Raw genomic sequence first — 22,320 nt, forward strand, 5'->3', positions numbered from 1 at the left:
TGATCCTATGGCAACGAACGACAAATTAGAGGACATTTAGCGCCATGAATCTGGAGAGAAACCCATGAGCAAAAAAGTTGCAGTGATCCTGTCCGGTTGCGGCGTTTACGACGGCGCCGAGATCTACGAAAGCGTCATTACCCTGTTGCGCCTCGACCAGCGCGGCGCCCAGGTGCAGTGCTTCGCCCCGAACATCGCGCAATTGCATGTGATCAATCACCTGACCGGTGAAGAAATGCCCGAGTCGCGCAACGTACTGGTGGAATCGGCTCGCATCGCCCGGGGCAACGTCAAGGATCTGCGTGAGGCCGATGTCGAGGACTTCGATGCGCTGATCGTGCCAGGCGGTTTCGGTGCGGCGAAGAACCTGTCGAACTTCGCCATCGAAGGCGCCGGCTGCACCGTGCAGCCGCAAGTGCTGGCGCTGGCCGAAGCCTTTGCCGAAGCGGGCAAACCGGTGGGCCTGATCTGCATTTCGCCGGCGCTGGCCGCGAAAATCTACGGCCCCGGCGTGACCTGCACCATCGGCAACGACGCCAACACCGCCGCCGCCATGAACAAGATGGGCGCCAACCACGAAGACTGCGCGGTGACCGACATCATTGAAGACAAGGCGCGCAAACTGGTGACCACTCCGGCGTACATGCTGGCGCAGACGATCAGCGAGGCGGCTTCAGGGATCAACAAACTGGTGGATCGGGTGCTAGAGCTGACTCACGAAAACGACGCCTGACCGGAGACCGTGATCGTTCCCACGCTCCGCGTGGGAATGCAGCCTTGGACGCTCCGCGTCTGCTTTGCATCGGTGGTGAGGCTGGGACGCGGAGCGTCCCGAGAGGCATTCCCACGCAGACGGTTCGACGCCTCGACGTGGGAACGATCAATGTTCAGGTTTTGCGGGTGAGCCTGGTGAGGATCCGGTCCAGCGCATTGGCGAACGCCTGCTTCTCGCGGTCACCGAACGGCGCCGGGCCGCCAGTGACCTGGCCTTGCTCACGCAGGTCGGTGAACAGGTTGCGTGTCGCCAGCCGCTCACCCATGTTCTGCGCGTCGAACTCCTTGCCGCGCGGGTCCAGCGCTGCAACGCCCTTCTTCACCAGCCGGTCGGCCAGTGGAATGTCGCTGCAGATCACCAGCTCACCCGGCACCGCATGCTCCACCAGATAATCATCCGCCGCATCCGGGCCGCTCGGCACCACGATCAACTTGACGATCGCCAGCGCCGGCTTGCTCTGCGGCTGCCCCGCCACCAGCACCACTTCGAAGCGACGCTTGAGGGCGAACTTCACCACCAGCTCCTTGGCCATCTTCGGGCAGGCGTCGGCATCGATCCATACGCGCATCATCTCAAGCCGCCACTCGGCGCTTTTCAGCCAACCAACTGCGGCCATACAGCACGATGATCGCCGCAATCGCCACGGCCTGCGCCGTCAGCGAGTAGGCATCGGCATGAATGCCCAGCCAGTCGAAATCGAAGAACGCCACCGGCCGGGTGCCGAAGATCCCGGCTTCCTGCAACGCCTTCACACCATGACCGGCAAACACCACCGACAGCGCGCAGAGCAGCGTCGCGTTGATGCTGAAGAACAGCGCCAGCGGCAGTTTCGCCGAACCGCGCAGGATCACCCACGCCAGACCGAACAGCAGCACCAGCGCCGTCGCACCACCAGCAAGTACCGCGTTATGCCCGGCGGGACCGGCCTGCAGCCACAGGGTTTCGTAGAACAGGATCACTTCGAACAGTTCGCGGTATACCGAGAAGAACGCCAGGATCGCGAAACCGAAACGCCCGCCTCCGCCAACCAGACTCTGCTTGATGTAGTCCTGCCAGGCTGCCGCGTGCCGACGGTCGTGCATCCACACCCCGAGCCACAACACCATGACGCTGGCAAACAGCGCCGTGGCACCTTCGAGCAGTTCACGCTGGGAGCCGCTGACATCGATCACGTACGCCGCCAGCGCCCAGGTCCCGAGACCGGCCAGCAATGCCAGACCCCAGCCGACGTTGACGCTGCGCACCGCCGATTGCTGGTCGGTGTTGCGCAAGAACGCGAGGATCGCCGCCAGCACCAGAATCGCTTCCAGACCTTCGCGCAGCAGAATCAGCAGACCGGAGATGTAGCTCAGCGACCAGCTCAATCCATCGCTGCCCAACAGGCCGGCAGACTCCTTGAGTTTGGCCTTGGCCGCATCGAGACGCTGTTCGGCCTGCTCCACCGGCAAGCCGTCCTGCAGCGATTGCCGATAGGCCATCAGGGACTTTTCGGTGTCCTTGCGCACGTTGGCGTCGACGTTGTCCAGCGAGCTTTCGACCAGTTCGAAGCCTTCCAGATACGCCGCCACCGACAGGTCGTAAGCCTGATCGTGTTCACCGGCACGGTACGCCGCCAGGCTCTTGTCCAGGGTCGCGGCGGTGTAGTCGAGCAACTGCGCCGGGCCGCGCTTGACCTGCGGCGGCTGCGCCCGTTGCGCACGGAAGATCGCGGCGGCTTCAGCGCCCTCGGCAGCCTGCACCTCGGCCGGGGTCTGGCGGGCCAGATCAGCAATGTTGTAGGTCTTGTCGGATTTGGCCGTGGCCGGATCGGCGCTGAACTGCGCGATATAGGTCGCCAGATCCCAGCGCTGACGGTCGTCCAGTTGATCGGCAAAGGCTGGCATGTCAGTGCCTTCGACGCCCTGGCCGAGAGTGCTGTAGATCGCGTACAGGCTCAGGCGATCCATCCGCGCGGCGTCGCGCAGATTGGCCGGCGCCGGCGTCATGCCGAGACCCGCCGGGCCGTCGCCGGCACCGGTGTCGCCATGGCACACCGAGCAGTTCTGCGCGTAGAGCGGCGCACCGCGGGTCGGGTCGGGGGTGATGATCGGGGCCTGGCTGACTTCATAAGCCACCGCCAGTTTCGCCCCCAGTTGCCGAGCCTGACGGGCGACGTCCGCACCGTCCTGTTTCGCCGTGATCGCGGCGTGCAAGGCGCTGACGCCCTGTTCCAGCGCCGCTTTCTCCGGTTTGGCCGGCAGGTCGGCGATCAGCCCTTGCAGCACCTGGGTGAATTCCAGTTGCTCGCGGTATTCGCCATCGTCGATGACCTTGCCTGCCGCTACCGTCGGCGGGTAATCGGCGCTGATGTAATCAAGCAGGTGCAACGCTTGCGGCGCGCCTTCCACGGTGTCGGCCAGCAGATTGAAGCTGCTCAGGGCGCACAGCGGGAACACCAGCCAGGCCAGAAATCGGGACGCGGCAGTCATGAATGAGTCTCAAATGGAAATGCGAAGTTACATATTGTTCACTTCGAGCGCGATTCCCTCAAGCTTTCTCTCCAATACCCGGCACATGGCCACTGCCCACCCCTATAATCCTTCACCTTTCGCCTCTCTGCTCCAGGAAGAGCTGCACTCCATGCGCCAATGCCTGCTACTCCCGGTATTAATCAGCACGATCCTGCAACTGAGCGGCTGCGCGGCTTACCGCAATTACGACCTGGAAATGCAGCAAACCAACGACCGGCTGATGCTCGGCGACTATCAGGGTGCCCTGGACCTGCTGGAATGGAACAACCCCTGGGAAGAAAAGGATCTGCTGTATTACTTCGAAAAGGGCTCGATCCTCAGCTTCGCCAACGCACGCCCCCAGAGCCAGAAAGCCTGGCGCAGCGCCGACCGGATGGTGTTTCAACGCGAAGAGGCCGTACCTTCCGCGCCCATGAAGCTGCTCAACCGGTTTGCCTATGAAATGGGCACCCTGCTGGTCAACGACAAGCTCAGCCGCTACGAAGGCTATGACTACGAAAAAGTCATGCTGACCACACAGATGGCCCTCAACCAATTGGGCGAAAGTGATTTCGACGGCGCCCGGGCAGACATCAAGAAGACCCACGAACGTGAAGCACTGATCGCCCGCCAGCGGGAGCGCCAGTATGAAGAGCTCGAGGAACAGGCCAAAGCTCAAGGCATCGTCGTGCAATACAAGGATCTGCAGGGCTATCCCGTCACAACCCTGGACGCGCCAGCGGTTATCGAACTGAAAAACGGCTACCAGAGTGCTTTCAGCCATTACCTGGCCGGGTTCACCTATGAAGCGCTGGGTGAACGGGATCTGGCCGCACCGGGTTATCGCCAGGCAATCGAGTTGCGCCCGAATATCCCCTTCCTCGAACAGGCGTTGCGCAATCTCGACCAGCCGCCGGCCAAGGATGATGAAAGCGATGTTCTGATCGTCGTCCAGAGCGGTCTGGCGCCGGCCCGCAGCTCGGTAACGGTGCCGATCCCGGTGCGGCTCAATGAAAGTCTGGTCATTACCGCACCGATCTCGTTTCCCATCCTGGTGCCGGACACCGTCACACCAGCGTTCGACCACATCCTGGTGGATGGCCGCAAACGCCCGCTGACCGTGATCAACAGCGTCACCGACATGGCGTTTCGTACGCTGCGCGATGACATGCCGGCGATCATTTCCCGGGCAATGTTCCGCGCCAATATGGCCGCCATTTCCCAGGCCCAGGAAAACGAACGCAATCCGGCCAAGGCCTCGCTGGTCGTCACCGAGCACGACCCCTTTGAGGAGGCCGATACCCGAACCTGGCGCACGCTCCCCGACAAGACATTGGTGGCACGCATCCGGCTGAAGAAAGGCGATCATCAATTCAATGCGCCCAATGCACCCGGAGCGTCATCGGTCACCCTGCGCATCGACCGCGATCACCAGTTGGTCAACCTGCGAGTTTTGAGAGATATCGCCAACGTAATCGGCAATGCCAGACTGCCGGATAAGTAATGGCACCCAGCTAACCAGTGCAATTAAAAAGCTATTACATAGCCAGCATCGCCCGCTTATAATGCCGCGCCCGCGCTATCGCGTTGAGGCATTAAAGCTCCTCTTTTTATGAGGAATTGGCAGGAGGCCAGTGCCACTGTCGATCGGTCCCAGCAGCCCGACCCGCACCCGAGGCTGTCGCTACTCATGGAAGAAGTAACCCCATGGCATTCCGCGCTCCCACTCTGATCGCGCTCAGCGCTGTCACCCTGCTGTCCGGCTGTTCGGCGTTTCGCAACTACGATTCCGAACTGGCCCAGACCAACCAGCAACTGGCCACCGGCAACGTCGAGGCCGCCCTGACCCTGCTGGAAAAAAACAACACCGGCCCGGACAAAGACCTGCTCTATTACTTCGAGAAGGGTGAACTGCTGCGCGCCAAGGGCGATCTGTCCGGCAGCCAGAATGCCTGGACCAGCGCCGACCAGGTGGTGGGCAAGTGGGAAGATTCGGTCAAGCTCGACACCGACAAGTACCTGGCCCAGTTCGGCAGTTTCCTGGTCAACGACAAGGTGCGCCGCTACGAAGGCTACGACTACGAAAAAGTCATGCTGACTACGCAGATGGCCCTGAACCTGCTGGCGGTCAACGACTTCGACGGCGCCCGCACCGCGATCAAGAAGACGCACGAACGTGAAGCGGTGATCGCCGACCTGCGCGACAAGGAATACCTCAAGAGCGAAGAGGAAGCCGAGAAAGAAGGCATCAAGACCGAGTACAAGGACTTGCAGGGCTACCCGGTCGCCAGCCTTGACGCGCCGGAAGTGGTCGGCCTGAAAAACAGCTACCAGAGTGCGTTCAGCCATTACCTGGCCGGTTTCGTTTATGAAGCTCTGGGCGAAAAAGACCTCGCTGCGCCGGGCTATCGCAAGGCTGCCGAACTGCGCCCGAACACGCCGCTGCTGGAGCAGGCGTTGGTCAACCTCGACAAACCGGTCAAAAGCGAAGACAGCGACATCCTGATCGTGGTGCAAAGCGGTCTGGCGCCGGCCCGCGATTCGATCCGCGTGCCGTTGCCGCTGCCGATCTCCAACAATGTAGTCATCACTCCGCTGTCGTTCCCGATCATCAAGCCCGACACCTCCACCGCGACGTTCGCGCAGATCGGTGTCGATGGCCAACAGGTCGACCTGACCGCGCTGAACAGCACCACCGCGATGTCCCGCCGCGCCCTGCGCGATGACATGCCGGGGATCATCCTGCGCACCACCGTGCGCGCGATCACCAAAGGTGTGGCGCAGAAGAAGATCAACGAAACCAACCCGCTGGCGGGCCTGGCAGTGGGTATTTCTTCAGCTGTGCTCGAAGGTGCCGATACCCGTACGTGGCGTACCCTGCCGGACATGACTCAGGTTGTACGTCTGCGCTTGAAGAAAGGTGAGCACCTGGTCACTCTGCCGAGCGCCGTCGGTGGCTCTCAGGTCAAGGTCACCGTCGATCAGCGTTATCAGGTGATCACCCTGCGCGCCGTCGGCAATCAGGTGTTCGCTGCCGGCCTCGCCGCCCACGTCACCCCGAGCGCTGGCGCCACCGCCGTGGCCAGCCTCAAACAACCTTAAGAACGGAGTCTTTGCATGCGCTTCAAACTCATCGCCGTCGCTGCCCTCGCCCTGCTGGCGAGCGGCTGCGCTACCCCGCCACCACCGGAGCCGGGCAGTGCCGCGAGCAAGGTCGTGGCCATGGGCCCGCAGAAACACATCGTGGTCGGCGCGATGCGCGTGGCCCGCGAAAACGGCTTCATGACCGTCAACGTGCAGTTGAGCAACACCCTCAACAGCAACAAGACGTTCTACTACCGCTTCGCCTGGCTCGGGCCTGAAGGTTTCCCGATCGCCGAAGAAGAAGTCTGGAAGAGCCAGATGATGTACGGCGCTCAGACCAGCTTCATCCAGGGCATCGCCCCGACGCCAAAAGCCGTGGACTTCCGTCTGGAACTCAAGACGCCTTAAGCCCGACACCCTATTCCCGATTCAGAGAGCATTCCCATGTTTGCACGCTTTTCCTTCATCGCCGTCCTCGCCCTGCTGGCCAGCGGTTGCGCCAACACTTCACCGACCCTGGGCAGCAAGAACATCAGCTACGGCGACACCAAGGCCGTTGAAACCGTGACCAACGAGTTCGGTTCGACCGACCTGCAGATGATCGCCGAGTCGATGACCCGTTCCCTGGCCCAGTCCGGCATTCTGCAGGGTCGCCCTGTGGTGCAGGTCTACGACGTGAAGAACAAGACCAGCGAATACATCGACACCCGCGAAATCACCACCAGCATCAAGACCCAGCTGATGAAGTCCGGCACCGCCCGTTTCGCCAGCGACAACACCGCGATGCAGAGCCAGGTCGACCAGCTCAAGCTGCAAAACCAGAGCGGCCTGTACAAGAAAAGCACCGTGGCCAAGACCGGCAACATGATCGCCGCCAAATACCGTCTTGAAGGTTCGATCAGCTCGATCGTCAAGCGCAGCAGCGACTACAAGGACGTCTTCTACAAATTCAGCCTGCAACTGATCGACGTTGAAAGCGGTCTGGCCGAGTGGATGGACGAAAAAGAGATCCGCAAAACCACGGAGCGTTAATCGATGCGCACATGGATTGGCATGATGGCCCTGGCTTGCGCGTTCAGCGTGCAGGCGGCCCCGAAAGTCGCGGTGACGGATCTGGCGTATCAGGAGCGTGTGGAGCAATACATCCACATCGTTTCGGCCCAGAACAATTACCGCGAGGGCTACTACAGTTCCAGCGGTTCTTCGAGCTACAACGAACTCGAAGCCACCACCAGCTACATCGAACAGACCGAGCTGCGCAAGTTCACCGGCGACATCAAGGGTGAAATCCTGCGTACCGGCATGTTCCAGCTGGTGCAAGGCACGCCGTACACGGCGTCGTCCAAGGGTGACGTCTACGACGTGATCAAGCGGATCAAGGCCGGCAACTTCAAGGGTGCCGACTACGTGCTGTTCGGCACCGTGTCGGACATCGACTTCACTCAGGACGTAAACGAGCTGGCGAACACCGACAGCTATTCCGCCGTGCTGGGTCTGACGCTGGTGGCCGATTTCAGCCTGATCAACACCAAGACCTACGAAATCACCTCAGCCTTCACGGCGATGGGTGAGGCACAGGACACCAAACTGGTGAACCACCGCGACATCAAGATCTCGCTCAACCGCCCGCGGGTGGTGCGTGACGTGTCGAAGGCGCTGGGCGAAGACGTGGCCGGGCAGCTGAGCATGCAACTCGGCGGTGGCGGCTACGAGCAGCCGCGCGAACCGCAGCCGCGCAACAATCTGCCGCGCGATACGGCGCCAGTGATTCTTCACTGACCGACTGCCGGAAACGAAAAAGGCGACCTTCTCAGGTCGCCTTTTTTTGTGGCTGCACGCTTTATGCGGCCGCTTTGCGCAACGTCGCCATGAACGCCGCAGCGCCAATGAACAGCCCGGCAAACGTGCGGTTCATGCGTCGCTGCTGGGTCGGTGTACGCAACAGGCGCAAGACCTTCGACGCCAGACCGGTGTAGCCGGCCATGACGATCAGGTCGACCGCGATCATGGTCACGCCGATCACCACGTACTGGATCAGCAGCGGCGCATGCGGATTGATGAACTGCGGCAGCACCGCGAGCATGAACACCAGGGCCTTGGGGTTGCTGATGTTCACCAGAAAACCACGGAACACCAGCGCCAGCGGCTTGCCGATCGGCCGGACCGCCGCGTCGTCACTCATGTCCATCGGCAGTGCGCGCCACTGCTTGATCGCGAGATAAACCAGATACGCGACACCGAACCATTTGATCGCGTGAAACGCAGTGGCCGAAGCGGTGAGGATCGCGCCGACACCGGCGCCGACGATGGCAATCTGCACAGCCAGGCCGATCTGCAGGCCCAGGGCGTTCCAGTAGCCGCGCCAGAAACCGTATTGCAGACCGCTGGACATCGACGCAATGGCGCCGGCACCCGGAGAAAGACTGATCACCCAGCAGGCGGCAAAAAACGCCAGCCATGTTTGAAGCTCCATCGCACACCTCGACTCGGACTCGTGACAATCCTCAAAGCTAATGCGGAATTGGCTGGATGACTACCGATTTTTTGCAGGATGTTGCGGGCGCCGACCAATGTGGCCGGCGTCCGATCACTTTTCGAAACCGCTGGAAGGGAACACATCAGTGCCGCGCCAGCGGCGCACCGAACGCTGGAAGAACAGGCTGTTGGGCACCTGCACCATGGCGCTGCCGGTGCCGAGCTCTTCGGCTTCGATCAGCGTGGTGTAGAGCAGATTGATCGCCACCACCCGGCCTTTGACGCCGGGCTTGTCAGTGGTGTCCACCAACTCGACCACGTCGCCCAAACGGAACGGGCCCACGGTGAAGATCAGAATCGCGCAGAGCAGGTTCGACAACACGCTCCACATGGCGAAGAACGCCACCGCCGCCACCGCGACGAAGCCCGACAGCGCCGTCCACAGCACCGTGGCCGACACCCCGAGACGCTCCAGCACAAAGATCAGCGCACTGCCCATGATCAGCCAGCGCAGACCGCCGCGCAGCGGCATCAGCAACTGCGGCGGGAACGGATACTTCTCGCCCAGGCGAGTCAGGAATCGGGCGACGACGCGCTGGGCGAAGTAGCCGGCCAGCAGGATCAGCAGAATCTGCACGCCGAGCCAGATCGGCTCGACCCACATCGCCGGCAATGGAAGTTTGAAGGCTTCCATCAGGACAACGCCTCCAGCTCCGCCTGCATGCTTTCCAGAGTTTCCAGGGCTTGCATCCACGCTTCTTCAAGTTCGCCTTCGCGGACTTTCAGCTTGGCCTGTTCGGCCAGCAGGTCACGCAATTCGTTCTTGCGCGCCGGCTCGTAGAGGTCGCTGTCGCCGAGGCTGGCATCAACCTTGGCCAGTTTCTCGTGCAGCTTGCCGAGCTCGGCTTCGAGCTTGTCGGCTTCGCGCTTGTGCGGCGCAAGTTGCTGACGCAGCGCAGCAGCGGCCTGACGCTGGGCCTTCTTGTCGGTCTTGTCCGGGTTGACCGGTGTGTTGCTGACCGGGGCGTTGCGCTGACGGTATTCCACCAGCCAACGGGCGTAGTCCTCGAGGTCGCCATCGAACTCCTCGACCTTGCCGTCCGCGACCAGGAAGAAGTTGTCGGTGGTGCTCTTGAGCAAATGCCGATCGTGGGAAACCACCAGCACCGCGCCGCTGAATTCCTGCAACGCCATGGTCAGCGCCAGGCGCATTTCCAGATCGAGGTGGTTGGTCGGTTCGTCGAGCAGCAACAGGTTCGGCCGTTCCCAGGCGATCAACGCCAGGGCCAGACGGGCCTTTTCGCCACCGGAGAAATTCAGCACCGGCTCATCGATGCGTGCGCCACGGAAGTCGAAACCACCAAGGAAATCGCGCAGGGTCTGCTCGCGTTCGGTTGGCGCCAGACGCTGCAAGTGCAGCAACGGGCTGGCCTTGGAATCCAGCGAGTCGAGCTGATGCTGGGCGAAGTAACCAACCACAGTGTTCTCACCGCGAGTCAGGCGCCCGGCCAGTGGTTCGAGTTCGCCGGCAAGGTTCTTGATCAGGGTCGACTTGCCCGCGCCGTTGGGGCCGAGCAAGCCGATCCGCGCGCCGGGGGTCAGTTGCAGCTTGACCTTCTCCAGCACGGTTTTCTCGCCATAACCCAGACGCGCATCGGACAGATCGATCAGCGGGCTGGAGATCTTGGTCGACTCGCGGAACACGAAATCGAACGGCGAATCGACGTGGGCCGCCGACAGCTCTTCCATGCGCTCCAGCGCCTTGATCCGGCTCTGGGCCTGACGGGCCTTGGTGGCTTGGGCCTTGAACCGGGCGATGTAGCTTTCCATGTGCGCACGCTGCGCCTGCTGCTTCTCGTAGGCCTGTTGCTGCTGGGCCAGACGCTCGGCACGGGCGCGTTCGAACGCGGTGTAGCCGCCACGGTAGAGCGTCAGCTTGCGCTGATCGACGTGGGCCACGTGATCGACGACTTCATCGAGGAAATCGCGGTCGTGGGAGATCAGCAGCAAGGTGCCGGGGTAACTTTTCAGCCACTCTTCGAGCCAGATGATGGCGTCGAGGTCCAAGTGGTTGGTCGGCTCGTCGAGCAGCAACAGGTCCGATGGGTACATCAAAGCCTGCGCAAGGTTCAGACGCATCCGCCAGCCACCGGAGAAATCTCCTACCTGGCGATCCATCTGCTCGTTGGTGAAACCAAGACCGGCGAGCAACTTGCGCGCCCGCGCATCGGCGGTGTAGCCGTCGGCGCTGTCGAGCTCGGCGTGCAGGCGGGCCAGCGCAGTGCCGTCGTGGGCCTCTTCGGCCGCTGCGAGCTCACGCTGCACTTCGCGCAGGCGCAGGTCACCGTCGAGTACATAGTCGACCGCCAGACGCTCGAGCGTGTCGACCTCCTGGCGCATGTGGGCGATACGCCAGTCGGACGGCAGCAGGCAGTCGCCCGAGTCCGGGTGCAACTCACCGCGGAGCAAGGCGAACAGGCTGGATTTGCCGGCGCCGTTGGCACCGATGAGGCCGGCTTTGTGGCCGGCGTGCAGGGTCAGCTCGGCGTCTTCTAGCAGACGTTGCGGGCCACGCTGTAAAGTCAGGTTCTGAAGTCGGATCATAATGGCGGCGGAGTCTACCAGCTTCCCCCGCAACTGGCGCGAGTAGCACGATGTCCTCTGACCTGTGGAGCTTTGCCCTTGCCGTCTACGCCCGTCCCGGCGTGGAGGATGCCTGCCTGCGCCTGCAATCGGCGGGGGCCAACGTGTGCCTGATGCTGTGCGGTTTATGGCTGGAACAACGCGATGCCACCTGCAACGAGGTGCGAGCCCGGCAGCTTCTGGAATTGACAGAGCCTTGGGATCGGGAAGTGGTCCAGCCGTTACGCGCATTGCGCATGCAGTGGAAAACCCTGGCCGACACCGATCCGGTGCTCAAGGGGATGCGTGAGCAGATCAAGGGATTGGAGCTGGAGGCGGAGCGTGCGCTGCTGTCACGACTTGAAGGCGCCGCACAAGGCTGGAAGCGGAATTCGAAGGAATCGAGTGACTGGCTGCAAGTGCTGGCCGGCCCTGCGGCCAACCTGAACCGCGACGCGCTGCAAGTGCTGCGCGTCGCGGCGACCGGCGCTTAGGAAGCGCTGGACGGGTTGCTGGCGACGCTCGACACCGGCGCCGACGATGGCGTGGTTGCGGTGGTCGAGGTAGTGGCGGCGGGTGCAGGTGCAGCGGTCGCAGCCGGAGTTGCCGGTGCGGCAGGTTTGGCAGCAGGAGCAGCGGTCGGTTTTGCTGCAGCGGGTTTCGCGGCAGCCGGCTTGGCAGCGGCAGGTTTTTTCACTGCTGGTTTTGCAGCGGGTTTCGCGGCTGGCTTGGCGGCCGGTTTAGCAGCGGTCGCTGGCTTGGCTGCGGTGGTTGCAGGCTTCGCTGCAGCAGCCGGTTTGGCCGCTGGTTTTGCAGCGGGTTTGGCCGCAGCTTTTGCCACAGGCTTGGCCGCTGGTTTCGCCGCCGCTTTGGCAGCAGGTTTGGCAGCGGTTTTCGCCGCAGGCTTGGCAGCAGCTGTTTTGGCGGCTGGTTTAGCGGCGGCTTTAACGGCTGGTTTTGCTGCCGGCTTGGCGGCTGCTTTGGCAGCAGGTTTCGCAGCGGCAGTTCTCGCTGGAGCCGCTTTCGCAGCAGCGGTTCTCGCCGCAGGTTTGGCGGCTGGTTTTGCAGCAGCTGACTTGGCGGCAGCCGGTTTGGCCGCTGTGGTTTTGGCCGCAGGTTTGGCAGCGCTGGCGGCTGCGGGTTTCTTCGCGGCTGGTTTTGCAGCGGCTTTCACTGGCGCTTTTGCCGGGGCTTTCGCAGGCGCTTTGGCCGGTGCTTTTGCAGCAGGCTTGGCGGCTGCTTTTTTCGCAGGTGCCGCTGCAGGTTTGGCCGAACGCAGGGACAGCGCCTTGCCGACGGCTTCTTGAACACGACCGACACCCTGGGCCAGTTTCAGGCTTTCCTGGGCATCGCGCTTGAGTTGCAGAATGTAGCTGCGGGTGTCGGACTGACGTTCCTTCAGCGCATCGAGCAGGTCTTCGAGTTCCTTCACGGCAGCCTTGGCCTTGGTCTGCGCCTTGGCTTTACCGGCTGCTGCTGCGTCCTGCAGTTTGGTGCGGGATTTGTGCAGCTTTTCTTGCGCCTTGCCGCGTTGCTTTTCCAGTTTGGCGAGCAGTTTTTCAGCATCAGCCAAGGCTTGGGAGCAAGCGTTTTCCAGATGCTCGAGCAAGCTGCCCGAGAGTTGTTGGAGTAAATGCAACGGAGTGTTTACAGGCTTCTTGGTGGCCGACATGGTTTACCTCCTGGCTGACGTGAGTGCGGCTCATACTAGACCTCTGCTGCTACCGCCGCTAGGGCATGTTGACAGTATCGAAAGCACTCGGTTGCAGGCTTGCAAAAAACTTCTGCGCATTGGCAAAAGCAGTTCACCGTTGCAGACGTTCGCGCTGGCATAATCCACCGCAATTCAGGATGGAGAGTGCCCATGTCGCGCTACTTTTTTTTATCCCTCTGCATGATTTTTTCCGTGGCTCAGGCCGACGAAAAAACGACGGCGAATGACGCCCACGATCTGGCTTACAGCCTCGGCGCCAGCCTCGGCGAACGACTGCGTCAGGAAGTACCGCAGCTCCAGATCCAGGCGTTGATCGAAGGTCTGCAGCAGGCCTATCAAGGCAAGCCGTTGGCACTGAGCGAGGCACGCATCGAGCAGATCCTCGCCGATCACGAATCGCAGGCAGCCGAGCAGGCGGCGATGCCTTCGACTGAAGCCGCGATGGAAAACGAGCGACGTTTTCTCACCGCCGAAAAAGCCAAACCGGGTGTGAAGGAGCTGGCCGACGGCATCCTGCTGACCGAGCTTGCGCCGGGGAATGGCACGAAGGCCGGCCCGGATGGAAAAGTGCAGGTGCTGTACATCGGCCGACTGCCGGACGGCACCGTGTTCGATCAGAACAGCCAGCCGCAGTGGTTCAATCTCGACAGCGTGATCGCCGGCTGGCGCACCGCGCTGCAGAACATGCCGGTCGGCGCGAAGTGGCGTCTGGTGATTCCATCGGATCAGGCTTATGGCGCCGACGGTGCAGGCGACTTGATCGCGCCGTTCACACCGCTGGTGTTCGAAGTGGAATTGCGCGGCGCGACCAGTTGATCGCCCAATAAAAAACGGTGCGTTTGGGGCGCACCGTTTCTGTGTCTTGCGAGGTTCGGTTCAGGCCTGAACCGAATCCTCTTCCTTGTGTGCGGTATGCAGCACTTCGATCAGGCAGTCTTCCAGTTCGAAGCGCTCGTGAAGCAGGCCGCCCAGCTCCTTGAATTTCTCCGCAACGCATTTGCCTTCATCGCAAAGGTCGTTGAACGCGAGCAGTTTTTCGGTGATGACATCGATCCGCGGATAGATCGTCTCGGCCAGTTCCAGGCCGCGTTTGTCGTTGAAGGCCTTGGCCTCGCCCGTCAGCTGTTCGTAGATCTCGAAGTGCCCGGCCGAGACGTAATCGACCAGCACACCGCAGAATTCCTGCAAAGGCTTTCGATCCTCGGACAGCGCCTGAGGTTTGGCGCCCAGCTTGTCATAGGCAGCGATCAATTCCTCACGCTCCTGCAGCCAGCGGTCGATCAGCAGATGAACTCCACCCCAACGTTCCTGAGCATTCTGACAACTTTCGAGCATGGTGATCTCTCTTCCCTTGTGGGTCATGCTGCCCTACACCCGCGCCTCTTCTTGTGAATATTGCTTTGAGAGGCGGCCAGGCAGAGCGTCATCGAGCAACACAATTCCAATGACACGTGCGGGCCAGATTATGCCCGCACGCCTATGGCTTCAAGGTACGCAGGAGAGAAAGTTCATACAAGTGTTTAATCCCTGACCAGCGCCGGGTGCGACGGTTGGCCGCTAAGTGGTCGCTGTAAAGCCATCCAGACCTGTCGCAGCAACTGGTAAGCGGCAAGGATCGACATCCCCACGAAGAACAGCAGGCTCCACTCCGGAATGCTCAAATCGAACAGTGTCCAGGACAACTCCGTGCAATCGGCAGTGTCGTTGAACATACGCATCAGTGCGCATAACCACGGCAGGCTGCTGAACATTTCCTCCGGCCCTGGCCCGCAATGCGCCAGCCTTTGCAGGGAATCACTTTGCAACAGCACTTGTCGCCAGGCCGCCGTCATCCCGCCAAGACTGGTCAGCAACGCCATCATCCAGTACAGCGACAGACCGACACGCTGCGGCCCATGGACCGCCGCCACACCACAAAACATGGTGAGCACACACATGAACAGACGCTGGACCAGACATAGGCTGCAGGGCACCAGACCGACCGCGTATTCGAGGTAATAAGAAGCTCCCAGGGCCAGAATCCCCGCAGTGAAAGCCATAAAAAACAGGGAGCGTGAGCAGGCCAACGACATGGCTTATCCGTAACAATAAAGACAGGCAGTTACGGTAGAGGAAAGCGCCTCGGGCTTTCAAGGCAGGTCACTGGCGACACTTCATCAGAAGTGTAGGGAAATCCCGACAGGCACCGAAGGATTCGGTGTAGCCCACTGTAGGATTTTGCTCGGGAGGGGATTTACCGGTAACAATTCAGTCGCCGGGAAAGAAATGGAGGAGCAACGCTCCCCCTTTCTGATCATGCTCGAACGGCTACCGGCAATGGTGCAGCCAGCAGGCGCTCATCCAGCATACCCAGCCCTTCCTGGAACAGCAGATTGCTGCGCTCGGTGTCACCGAGCCGGGCCAGCAGCCGCGCCAACTCGGCGCACGCTTCCGGATTGCGCTGCACTCGCAGACTGCTTTCCAGGTAGTCCCGCGCCTTGCCCCACAGACTGGCTTGCAGGCACAGGCGTCCCAGCGTCAGCAGCAGGCTGGCATCGCCCGGATGATCCTTGAGCCAGCCCTCGGCCGTCTGCAACTGACGCGCTGGATCGCTGCCGCGCACCAGACCGTAAAGGCGGGCCAGATGACTGTCGTACTTGCGCTTGAGCGCCGTGCGCAGCACTTCTTCCGCTTCGACCTGGGCGCCCAGCTGACGCAGCTGCTCGGCGTAGGCCAGCACCAACGCCGGCTCCTGGCGCTGGGCAGAAGTCAGTTGCTGCCATGCGCGGTTGAGCGACTGTAAACCGACTGCGCCGTCCTCTTCACGCTGGGCCGCGAGGGACAGGTTTTCCCCCCAGGCGCGACGTTCGAGTTCGGTCAGTTCGGACGGTGGCAGGACTTTGTCCTTGCGCAGCTCCGGCAACAACCGAATCACGGACGACCAGTCACCGCGCTGCTGATGCAGGCGCTGCAACTGGCGCAAGGTCTGGACATTGTGCGGATGGCGTTCGTGCATCGCCTGCAAGGTGACCAGCGCCCCATCGGTATCGCCACGATCGGTCTGCAACTGCGCATGGCTGAGGGCGATCGCCAGCTCGGCCTGCGGCTGACGCTCGAGGGCGCGTTCCAGCAGGCGATCGCTTTCCTCGTAGTTGCCTTGTTCGTTGGCGGCTCGAGCAGCCCCCAGGTAATACAGCAACGGTTGACGCTCGGCTTCAGCGGCCCGGTACAGGTGACGCTGGGCGCTGGCCCAGCGACCTTCGGCCAGGTCGAGCTGACCATGCTCGATTGCTACCTGCACGCGGCGGCTGCGGTTACGACGCGACCATGGATTGACCACACCGCCAGAGGTCAGCACCAGCTCGACCAGCGCCTTGATGCCCCAGACCAGCAGCCACAGCACCGCCACCACCGCCAGGGTCGCCCACAGGCTCGATTCATAACGAAAGCTTTTGTAGGCGACCAGCACGTAACCGGAATGCTCGGCAATCGCCAGGCCCAGCGCCGCCGTTGCCGCGATCACAAGAAACACGATCACATACAGGCGCTTCATGGTGTCGCCTCCTGCGCAGTACTGGCGGCCGGTTTGGCGAAGGGTTTCACCGAGTCTTCGGCGTTGACGTTGCGGCGCTCCAGATAGGCCTGCACCGCACTTAAGGTTCCAGCGAGATCCGGCGTGTTGACGGTAACCGGTTGCTTGCTCAATTCCGCGACCTGCTCGAGCATGATTTTGCTCTGCGGGTTGTCCGGGTTGAAGTTGCCCGTGAGCACGTCACGCGCTTCGGCCAGGGCCTGGGTGTACACCGGTGCCTGACCGTTGAGCGCGGCCCATTGCGCCTGTTCGAGCGCAAGGCTCAGGGCCAGACGCACCTGGCTCAGGCTCTGACCGGCGAGCAGCGGCCGGACGTTTTTGTCAGCGTTGAAATCGATGCGGATGTAGCGCGAGATCTGATCCCACCACTGCGCCCAGCGACTGGCGCCGTCGCCATCGGAGGTCAGGCCCAGCAGCGAATCACCGCGATCCTTGTATTCCGGCGCCAGCTCGGTGAGGCCGACGACCTGATCACGCAAAGCGCCCAGGCGCAGGAACAACCCGGTACGATCCGGCTGCTCGGTGCTGCGCAGCGCCACCAGGGTTTTCGCCACTTGCTCACGGGCGGCGAACGAGCCGGGATCATTCTGTTCGCGCAGGATTTCGTCGGCACCCTGCACCAGCGCCTGGGCGCTGCTGATGTCCTGGAGGGCGGAAAGACGCAAGCTGGCCAGCCGCAGCAAGTGCTCGGCCTCGGCCAGGCGCCAGTCCTTGCGGCTGGCGCCGAGGACTGTTTCCAGACGCTGGTTGAGGCGTTGCTGATCGCCCTGAAGCTGGGTCACCAGACGCTGGCGTTCGGCAAGTTCATCGGCGCCGGGCAATTGCCCGAGGCGCTCGGTCAGTCGTTGCTCATTGAGCTTCAGGGTCTGGGCCTGATCGTTCAACGCCTGAACCTGACTCAACTGATTCTGAGTGCTGGCCTGCAGGTGTCGCACCTGCCAGACACCCCAGCCACCCACTGCAACACCGGCGGCGCCGAGCAGCAGCGCGAGAATGGCCAATCCGTTGCCTCGGCGCGGTTCGGCGGCCGGTGGCGGTACATCAACCGGTGCATCGATCACAGGTTGAACGTCATCTTTAGGCAAGGCTGTTTCGCTCACGTATCCATCCTTTGCATTAGAGAACGGGCACGGGATGCTCCCGTAACGCCGTCAGCAAGGCCGCGGCACTGGCGCCGCGACAATCCACAACTGTTCGGGCCCCGGCGGCACTGGCCTGCTCGGCAACCCTTGGGCTTGGAACAAACAACGGCAGCCGCGCAAGTGCAGGCCAGCTGTCGCCGGCCAGTTGGCGCAGGTGCTCGAAACCCTGTCCACTGCTGACCACCAGCCCGTTCAGGCGTTCCGCTGCAATCCTGCGGGGAAGCTCCTGCGGCGGATAGTCCGGCAGGTCGCGACGGTACAACTCCAAGTATTCGACACTAGCACCAAGCGCGCGCAGGCGCTCGGCCAGCAGCTCGCGTCCGCCCTCCCCGCGCAGGATCAACACCTGCGAACCGGGCGCGGCCACCGCCTCAAGCAGACGCGGCAATTGCAGCAAGGCTTCGCTGTCGTCGCCCGCGTCCGGGAAGCTCACATCCAGCCCCCGATCCCGAAGGATGGCTGCGGTCGCCGCGCCTACGCTGAACCACGGCATCGTCGGCGTCGCCAGACCCAGAGCGTCGAGCAGATCCACCGCGATCCGCGCCGCCGGTTTGCTGACCACGATCACCGCGCTGTAACGCGGCAGTTGCGTGATCGTGCGGCGCATTGTGTCAGAGACCGACAGTGGCGCGATTTCCAAAAGCGGCAGACAGCTGCTGAAAATCCCTTGTTCGGCCAGCACGGTGGCGAGCGCCGAACAGTCCTCCACCGGGCGCGTCAGCAGCAGGCGCCAGGCGGTCACTCGTGACCTGCCTCGCCGTAGACCGCCTTGAGAATATCGTCGGCGCCTTGGCCGAGCAGGTCTTCGGCAACCTGTACGCCCAGCGTCTCGGCTGCCGCGCGCGGTGCACGAGCCTGTGCGCTGAGCAGCTTGCCGCCGCTCGGTTCGCCCACCAGACCGCGCAGCCACAACTGATCGCCTTCGAGCACGGCGTAGCAAGCGATCGGCACCTGGCAGCCGCCATTCAGATGTTTGTTGAGAGCACGCTCGGCGGTGACACGGTCGGCGGTGTCGGCGTGATGCAGGGGCGCGAGCAAGGCATGGATTTCGGTGTCGGCGCTGCGACATTCGATACCGACGGCGCCCTGGCCACCGGCCGGCAGGCTGTCATCGACGCTGATGGCCGAGGTGATGCGATCTTCGAAACCGAGGCGGATCAGGCCCGCTGCCGCGAGGATGATCGCGTCATACTCGCCGGCGTCGAGCTTGGCCAGACGGGTGTTGACGTTGCCACGCAGGAAACGGATCTCGAGATCCGGACGGCGTGTCAGCAACTGCGCCTGACGCCGCAGGCTGGAAGTGCCGACGATGCTGCCGGCGGGTAATGCATCGAGGCTGGAATAAGTGTTGGAGACAAACGCGTCACGGGGATCTTCGCGCTCGCAGATGCAGAACAGACCGAGGCCTTCGGGGAAATCCATCGGCACGTCTTTCATCGAATGCACGGCGATGTCGGCTTCGTTTTCCAGCAGCGCGGTTTCCAGTTCCTTGACGAACAGGCCCTTGCCACCGATTTTCGACAGGGGCGAATCGAGCAGCTTGTCGCCGCGACTGACCATGGGCACCAGCGTCACCAGCAGGCCCGGGTGGGATGCTTCAAGACGGGCTTTGACGTATTCGGCCTGCCAGAGGGCCAGAGCACTTTTGCGGGTGGCGATGCGGATTTCGCGAGAGGACATGGATCAATCCGTACTGAATAGATACGGCGGATAATAACAGCTCAGCCAAATCCACTTTGACCTGAATCAGATACGGCGTGGCCTCCCTGGCCTGCAATGCCTGGTGAAATGAACGAAGAACCGCCCGAAGCCTGCGGACTAAAGCCCCTGCATCATTTTGCGCACGCCCGCCACATGTCGACGGCTGACAATCAGCGCGTCACCGTTGAGGCCCTTGAGGAACAACTGGAAGTGGCCCAGCGGTGTGCGTTGCAGTCGCTCGATGCGGTCGCGGGCGACCAGTGCGTTGCGGTGGATCCGCACGAAGCGCTCGCCAAATTCGTCTTCCAGCGCCTTGAGCGGCTCATCCAGAAGGACTTCGCCAGCTTCGTGGCGCAAGGTCACGTATTTGTGGTCGGCAATGAAGTACACCACCTGATCCAGCGGGATCAGTTCGATGCCTTTGCGGGTCCGGGCGCTGATGTGGCTGCGCGGGCCGTTACCGCTTTCGGCGGCAGGACGGGTCAGGGCCGAGAGTTGGGCCCGGTTGGGACGTTCAGCCCGTTTCAGGGCGTCATGCAGATGTTCGGTTCGCACGGGTTTCACCACATAGCCCACGGCGCTGGCCTGCAGGGCCTCCACGGCAAATTCATCGGGACCTGCGCAAAACACCACGGCCGGCGGGGTTTCGCGTTCGCACAGACGGGCAGCCACCTGCAGGCCATCGAGGCCCGGCATGCGGATATCGAGCAGTACGATATCCGGCTTGTGGCTGTCGATCAGTGCCAACGCCTCTTCGCCATTGGTGGCGCTGGGCTCCAGGATTGTGTAGCCCTCGAGCTCGCTCACCATTCGGCTGAGTCGCTCGCGGGCCAGTGGTTCGTCATCAACGATCAGGACATTCATATTGCGCTGGATTCCTGCGTGAGTCTCGCACAAGGATAGCGTAGACAAGTGGAGTGACGTCCGTCACCGCGATCCACGCTAAGACTAGCGCGAGCGCCAAAAAGTGCCGTACGTCGGCCGGCAATATTTGCCGACACCCGCAACGTACCGCCCGACGCCCGTCGCCGACTGCGTTTTACGCAGGGTATGCCAATGGCCAATACACCCACCCCTCTCTCTTCTTATAGTCGGTGGCCGGATCTTTGCCCGATCCGTGGTCACCCGACCCCTATGTCCTACTGTAGACGCTCGTCGGGCCGATATTGCTCAATCGGAAAATATCCTTGCGCAAATCCCCCGGGGACGCCGACAACTATGGCGGAGCGAATGAGAAAAAAACGTATCGACCAGTGTCAGCGACAGGATTGGCAACCCTGTTATTATCCGCGCCAGCGTTTCACGCCTTCTTTCTTCAAGCCGATACGAGCGAATTCATGAGCACTGACAAGACCAATCAGTCCTGGGGCGGCCGCTTCAGTGAACCCGTCGACGCCTTCGTCGCCCGCTTCACCGCCTCCGTCACTTTCGACCAGCGCCTGTATCGCCACGACATCATGGGCTCGATCGCCCACGCCACCATGCTGGCCAAGGTCGGCGTGCTGACGGATGCCGAGCGCGACAGCATCATCGATGGCCTGAAGACCATCCAGGGCGAAATCGAGGCCGGCCAGTTCGACTGGCGCGTCGACCTCGAAGACGTGCACATGAACATCGAGGCACGCCTGACCGACCGCATCGGCGTCACCGGCAAGAAGCTGCACACCGGCCGCAGCCGTAACGACCAGGTCGCCACCGACATACGCCTGTGGCTGCGTGACGAGATCGACCTGATCCTGAGCGAAATCACCCGCCTGCAAAAAGGCCTGCTGGAGCAGGCCGAGCGTGAAGCCGCCAGCATCATGCCGGGCTTCACCCACCTGCAGACCGCTCAGCCGGTGACCTTCGGGCACCACATGCTGGCCTGGTTCGAAATGCTCAGCCGCGACTACGAGCGTCTGGTCGACTGCCGCAAGCGCACCAACCGCATGCCGCTGGGCAGCGCCGCACTGGCCGGCACCACTTACCCGATCGACCGCGAATACACCGCGCAACTGCTGGGCTTCGACGCCGTCGGCGGCAACTCGCTGGACAACGTGTCCGACCGTGACTTCGCCATCGAATTCTGCTCGGCCGCGAGCATCGCGATGATGCACCTGTCGCGCTTCTCCGAAGAGCTGGTGCTGTGGACCAGCGCGCAATTCCAGTTCATTGATCTGCCGGACCGTTTCTGCACCGGCAGCTCGATCATGCCGCAAAAGAAAAACCCGGATGTGCCGGAGTTGGTACGCGGCAAGACCGGTCGGGTGTTCGGCGCCCTGATGGGCCTGCTGACCCTGATGAAAGGCCAGCCGCTGGCCTACAACAAGGACAACCAGGAAGACAAGGAACCGCTGTTCGACGCCGCCGACACCTTGCGCGACTCGCTGCGTGCCTTTGCCGACATGATCCCGGCGATCAAGCCAAAGCACGCGATCATGCGCGAAGCGGCGCTGCGCGGTTTCTCCACCGCTACCGATCTGGCCGACTACCTGGTTCGCCGTGGCCTGCCGTTCCGTGACTGCCACGAAATCGTCGGCCACGCCGTGAAGTATGGCGTCGACACCGGCAAGGATCTGGCGGAAATGAGCCTGGAAGAACTGCGCCAGTTCAGCGACCAGATCGAGCAGGACGTGTTTGCCGTGCTGACCCTCGAAGGCTCGGTAAATGCCCGTGACCACATCGGCGGCACTGCGCCGGCGCAGGTCAAGGCTGCCGTGGTTCGCGGTCAGGCGTTGATCGCCAGCCGCTAAAAGCCAAAAGCATCG

General features: G+C 62.1%; 22 protein-coding genes. 9 read left to right on the forward strand and 13 right to left on the reverse strand.

What is annotated here, in order from left to right; all coding sequences use genetic code 11:
- Positions 1-64 precede the first annotated feature (64 nt).
- Positions 65-733 (forward strand): isoprenoid biosynthesis glyoxalase ElbB, encoded by a 669-nt coding sequence (elbB, locus tag ACM6JM_RS20310; RefSeq protein WP_039765316.1) that lies wholly within the window; start codon positions 65-67, stop codon positions 731-733.
- A gap of 154 nt (positions 734-887) precedes the next feature.
- On the opposite strand, the gene ACM6JM_RS20315 is transcribed toward elbB, so the two are convergent.
- Complete coding sequence (locus ACM6JM_RS20315) at positions 888-1,343, reverse strand: YaiI/YqxD family protein (RefSeq protein ID WP_085654031.1); 456 nt, start codon at positions 1,341-1,343, stop codon at positions 888-890.
- A 4-nt stretch (positions 1,344-1,347) separates the two neighbouring features.
- Positions 1,348-3,243, reverse strand: a complete 1,896-nt coding sequence (locus ACM6JM_RS20320; RefSeq protein WP_414882405.1) for an FTR1 family protein — start codon at positions 3,241-3,243, stop codon at positions 1,348-1,350.
- A gap of 151 nt (positions 3,244-3,394) precedes the next feature.
- Between ACM6JM_RS20320 and ACM6JM_RS20325 the strand changes: the two genes are divergently transcribed.
- From ACM6JM_RS20325 to ACM6JM_RS20345, 5 genes are all read left to right on the forward strand, one after another.
- Positions 3,395-4,768 carry a COG3014 family protein gene (locus ACM6JM_RS20325; protein ID WP_103385889.1) on the forward strand — a complete coding sequence of 458 codons (1,374 nt, stop codon included), beginning with the start codon at positions 3,395-3,397 and terminating at the stop codon, positions 4,766-4,768.
- Positions 4,769-4,971: 203 nt separating this feature from the next.
- The gene (locus ACM6JM_RS20330; RefSeq protein ID WP_414882406.1) at positions 4,972-6,366 is read left to right on the forward strand and encodes a COG3014 family protein; all 1,395 of its coding nucleotides are present in this window, start codon (positions 4,972-4,974) and stop codon (positions 6,364-6,366) included.
- Positions 6,367-6,381: 15 nt separating this feature from the next.
- On the forward strand, positions 6,382-6,756 hold the full coding sequence (locus tag ACM6JM_RS20335; RefSeq protein ID WP_011336502.1) for a YcfL family protein: 375 nt from the start codon (positions 6,382-6,384) through the stop codon (positions 6,754-6,756).
- Positions 6,757-6,792: 36 nt separating this feature from the next.
- A complete protein-coding gene (lpoB, locus tag ACM6JM_RS20340) occupies positions 6,793-7,380 on the forward strand; it encodes a penicillin-binding protein activator LpoB (RefSeq protein ID WP_007951848.1) in 588 nt (195 codons plus the stop codon).
- 3 nt (positions 7,381-7,383) lie between these two features.
- Positions 7,384-8,127 carry a penicillin-binding protein activator LpoB gene (locus ACM6JM_RS20345; RefSeq protein ID WP_210710247.1) on the forward strand — a complete coding sequence of 248 codons (744 nt, stop codon included), beginning with the start codon at positions 7,384-7,386 and terminating at the stop codon, positions 8,125-8,127.
- A gap of 61 nt (positions 8,128-8,188) precedes the next feature.
- Here ACM6JM_RS20345 and ACM6JM_RS20350 read toward each other — a convergent pair whose 3' ends face one another.
- From ACM6JM_RS20350 to ACM6JM_RS20360, 3 genes are all read right to left on the reverse strand, one after another.
- Positions 8,189-8,821, reverse strand: a complete 633-nt coding sequence (locus ACM6JM_RS20350) for a LysE family transporter (protein WP_064600316.1) — start codon at positions 8,819-8,821, stop codon at positions 8,189-8,191.
- Between the two features lie 114 nt (positions 8,822-8,935).
- Complete coding sequence (locus ACM6JM_RS20355) at positions 8,936-9,517, reverse strand: mechanosensitive ion channel family protein (protein ID WP_011336505.1); 582 nt, start codon at positions 9,515-9,517, stop codon at positions 8,936-8,938.
- Positions 9,517-11,427 carry an ATP-binding cassette domain-containing protein gene (locus ACM6JM_RS20360; protein WP_414882407.1) on the reverse strand — a complete coding sequence of 637 codons (1,911 nt, stop codon included), beginning with the start codon at positions 11,425-11,427 and terminating at the stop codon, positions 9,517-9,519. Before ACM6JM_RS20360 ends, ACM6JM_RS20355 begins: the two co-directional genes overlap by 1 nt.
- A gap of 50 nt (positions 11,428-11,477) precedes the next feature.
- Here ACM6JM_RS20360 and ACM6JM_RS20365 point away from each other — a divergent pair, with 50 nt between their 5' ends.
- The gene (locus ACM6JM_RS20365; protein WP_414882408.1) at positions 11,478-11,939 is read left to right on the forward strand and encodes a TIGR02444 family protein; all 462 of its coding nucleotides are present in this window, start codon (positions 11,478-11,480) and stop codon (positions 11,937-11,939) included.
- Here the strand turns inward: ACM6JM_RS20365 and ACM6JM_RS20370 are convergent.
- Positions 11,936-13,117 carry an AlgP family protein gene (locus ACM6JM_RS20370; RefSeq protein WP_414882409.1) on the reverse strand — a complete coding sequence of 394 codons (1,182 nt, stop codon included), beginning with the start codon at positions 13,115-13,117 and terminating at the stop codon, positions 11,936-11,938. The two genes, ACM6JM_RS20365 and ACM6JM_RS20370, sit on opposite strands and share 4 nt — an antisense overlap.
- A 192-nt stretch (positions 13,118-13,309) precedes the next feature.
- Here ACM6JM_RS20370 and ACM6JM_RS20375 point away from each other — a divergent pair, with 192 nt between their 5' ends.
- Positions 13,310-13,975, forward strand: coding sequence for an FKBP-type peptidyl-prolyl cis-trans isomerase (locus ACM6JM_RS20375; RefSeq protein ID WP_085612051.1), 666 nt, complete (start codon positions 13,310-13,312; stop codon positions 13,973-13,975).
- Positions 13,976-14,035: 60 nt separating this feature from the next.
- Here the strand turns inward: ACM6JM_RS20375 and ACM6JM_RS20380 are convergent, their stop codons facing one another.
- The 7 genes from ACM6JM_RS20380 to ACM6JM_RS20410 form a co-directional block, all read right to left on the reverse strand.
- Positions 14,036-14,494: an Rsd/AlgQ family anti-sigma factor gene (locus ACM6JM_RS20380; RefSeq protein WP_007951863.1), complete on the reverse strand. Its 459-nt coding sequence runs from the start codon at positions 14,492-14,494 to the stop codon at positions 14,036-14,038.
- 185 nt (positions 14,495-14,679) lie between these two features.
- Positions 14,680-15,231, reverse strand: coding sequence for a disulfide bond formation protein B (locus ACM6JM_RS20385; RefSeq protein ID WP_039765294.1), 552 nt, complete (start codon positions 15,229-15,231; stop codon positions 14,680-14,682).
- A 221-nt stretch (positions 15,232-15,452) separates the two neighbouring features.
- Complete coding sequence (locus tag ACM6JM_RS20390; RefSeq protein WP_414882410.1) at positions 15,453-16,691, reverse strand: heme biosynthesis protein HemY; 1,239 nt, start codon at positions 16,689-16,691, stop codon at positions 15,453-15,455.
- Positions 16,688-17,830, reverse strand: coding sequence for a uroporphyrinogen-III C-methyltransferase (locus ACM6JM_RS20395; protein ID WP_414882411.1), 1,143 nt, complete (start codon positions 17,828-17,830; stop codon positions 16,688-16,690). Before ACM6JM_RS20395 ends, ACM6JM_RS20390 begins: the two co-directional genes overlap by 4 nt.
- A gap of 16 nt (positions 17,831-17,846) precedes the next feature.
- Complete coding sequence (locus tag ACM6JM_RS20400) at positions 17,847-18,614, reverse strand: uroporphyrinogen-III synthase (RefSeq protein ID WP_414882412.1); 768 nt, start codon at positions 18,612-18,614, stop codon at positions 17,847-17,849.
- Positions 18,611-19,552, reverse strand: a complete 942-nt coding sequence (hemC, locus tag ACM6JM_RS20405; RefSeq protein WP_039765286.1) for a hydroxymethylbilane synthase — start codon at positions 19,550-19,552, stop codon at positions 18,611-18,613. The genes ACM6JM_RS20400 and hemC overlap by 4 nt, the downstream gene beginning before the upstream one ends.
- A 138-nt stretch (positions 19,553-19,690) precedes the next feature.
- Positions 19,691-20,437, reverse strand: coding sequence for a LytR/AlgR family response regulator transcription factor (locus tag ACM6JM_RS20410; protein WP_039765284.1), 747 nt, complete (start codon positions 20,435-20,437; stop codon positions 19,691-19,693).
- A 473-nt stretch (positions 20,438-20,910) separates the two neighbouring features.
- Between ACM6JM_RS20410 and argH the strand changes: the two genes are divergently transcribed.
- Positions 20,911-22,305: an argininosuccinate lyase gene (gene argH, locus ACM6JM_RS20415; RefSeq protein WP_011336517.1), complete on the forward strand. Its 1,395-nt coding sequence runs from the start codon at positions 20,911-20,913 to the stop codon at positions 22,303-22,305.
- The last annotated feature ends 15 nt before the right edge of the window (positions 22,306-22,320 follow it).

This window comes from Pseudomonas sp. IT-P2 (assembly GCF_949767575.1).
Lineage (GTDB): Bacteria > Pseudomonadota > Gammaproteobacteria > Pseudomonadales > Pseudomonadaceae > Aquipseudomonas > Aquipseudomonas pharyngis.

Excerpts from the sequence above, each read along its gene's own strand:
- elbB (WP_039765316.1), top strand. The coding sequence starts at position 65 with ATGAGCAAAAAAGTTGCAGTGATCCTGTCCGGTTGCGGCGTTTACGAC.
- ACM6JM_RS20315 (WP_085654031.1), bottom strand. The coding sequence starts at position 1,343 with ATGCGCGTATGGATCGATGCCGACGCCTGCCCGAAGATGGCCAAGGAG.
- ACM6JM_RS20320 (WP_414882405.1), bottom strand. The coding sequence starts at position 3,243 with ATGACTGCCGCGTCCCGATTTCTGGCCTGGCTGGTGTTCCCGCTGTGC.
- ACM6JM_RS20325 (WP_103385889.1), top strand. The coding sequence starts at position 3,395 with ATGCGCCAATGCCTGCTACTCCCGGTATTAATCAGCACGATCCTGCAA.
- ACM6JM_RS20330 (WP_414882406.1), top strand. The coding sequence starts at position 4,972 with ATGGCATTCCGCGCTCCCACTCTGATCGCGCTCAGCGCTGTCACCCTG.
- ACM6JM_RS20335 (WP_011336502.1), top strand. The coding sequence starts at position 6,382 with ATGCGCTTCAAACTCATCGCCGTCGCTGCCCTCGCCCTGCTGGCGAGC.
- lpoB (WP_007951848.1), top strand. The coding sequence starts at position 6,793 with ATGTTTGCACGCTTTTCCTTCATCGCCGTCCTCGCCCTGCTGGCCAGC.
- ACM6JM_RS20345 (WP_210710247.1), top strand. The coding sequence starts at position 7,384 with ATGCGCACATGGATTGGCATGATGGCCCTGGCTTGCGCGTTCAGCGTG.
- ACM6JM_RS20350 (WP_064600316.1), bottom strand. The coding sequence starts at position 8,821 with ATGGAGCTTCAAACATGGCTGGCGTTTTTTGCCGCCTGCTGGGTGATC.
- ACM6JM_RS20355 (WP_011336505.1), bottom strand. The coding sequence starts at position 9,517 with ATGGAAGCCTTCAAACTTCCATTGCCGGCGATGTGGGTCGAGCCGATC.
- ACM6JM_RS20360 (WP_414882407.1), bottom strand. The coding sequence starts at position 11,427 with ATGATCCGACTTCAGAACCTGACTTTACAGCGTGGCCCGCAACGTCTG.
- ACM6JM_RS20365 (WP_414882408.1), top strand. The coding sequence starts at position 11,478 with ATGTCCTCTGACCTGTGGAGCTTTGCCCTTGCCGTCTACGCCCGTCCC.
- ACM6JM_RS20370 (WP_414882409.1), bottom strand. The coding sequence starts at position 13,117 with ATGTCGGCCACCAAGAAGCCTGTAAACACTCCGTTGCATTTACTCCAA.
- ACM6JM_RS20375 (WP_085612051.1), top strand. The coding sequence starts at position 13,310 with ATGTCGCGCTACTTTTTTTTATCCCTCTGCATGATTTTTTCCGTGGCT.
- ACM6JM_RS20380 (WP_007951863.1), bottom strand. The coding sequence starts at position 14,494 with ATGCTCGAAAGTTGTCAGAATGCTCAGGAACGTTGGGGTGGAGTTCAT.
- ACM6JM_RS20385 (WP_039765294.1), bottom strand. The coding sequence starts at position 15,231 with ATGTCGTTGGCCTGCTCACGCTCCCTGTTTTTTATGGCTTTCACTGCG.
- ACM6JM_RS20390 (WP_414882410.1), bottom strand. The coding sequence starts at position 16,691 with ATGAAGCGCCTGTATGTGATCGTGTTTCTTGTGATCGCGGCAACGGCG.
- hemC (WP_039765286.1), bottom strand. The coding sequence starts at position 19,552 with ATGTCCTCTCGCGAAATCCGCATCGCCACCCGCAAAAGTGCTCTGGCC.
- ACM6JM_RS20410 (WP_039765284.1), bottom strand. The coding sequence starts at position 20,437 with ATGAATGTCCTGATCGTTGATGACGAACCACTGGCCCGCGAGCGACTC.
- argH (WP_011336517.1), top strand. The coding sequence starts at position 20,911 with ATGAGCACTGACAAGACCAATCAGTCCTGGGGCGGCCGCTTCAGTGAA.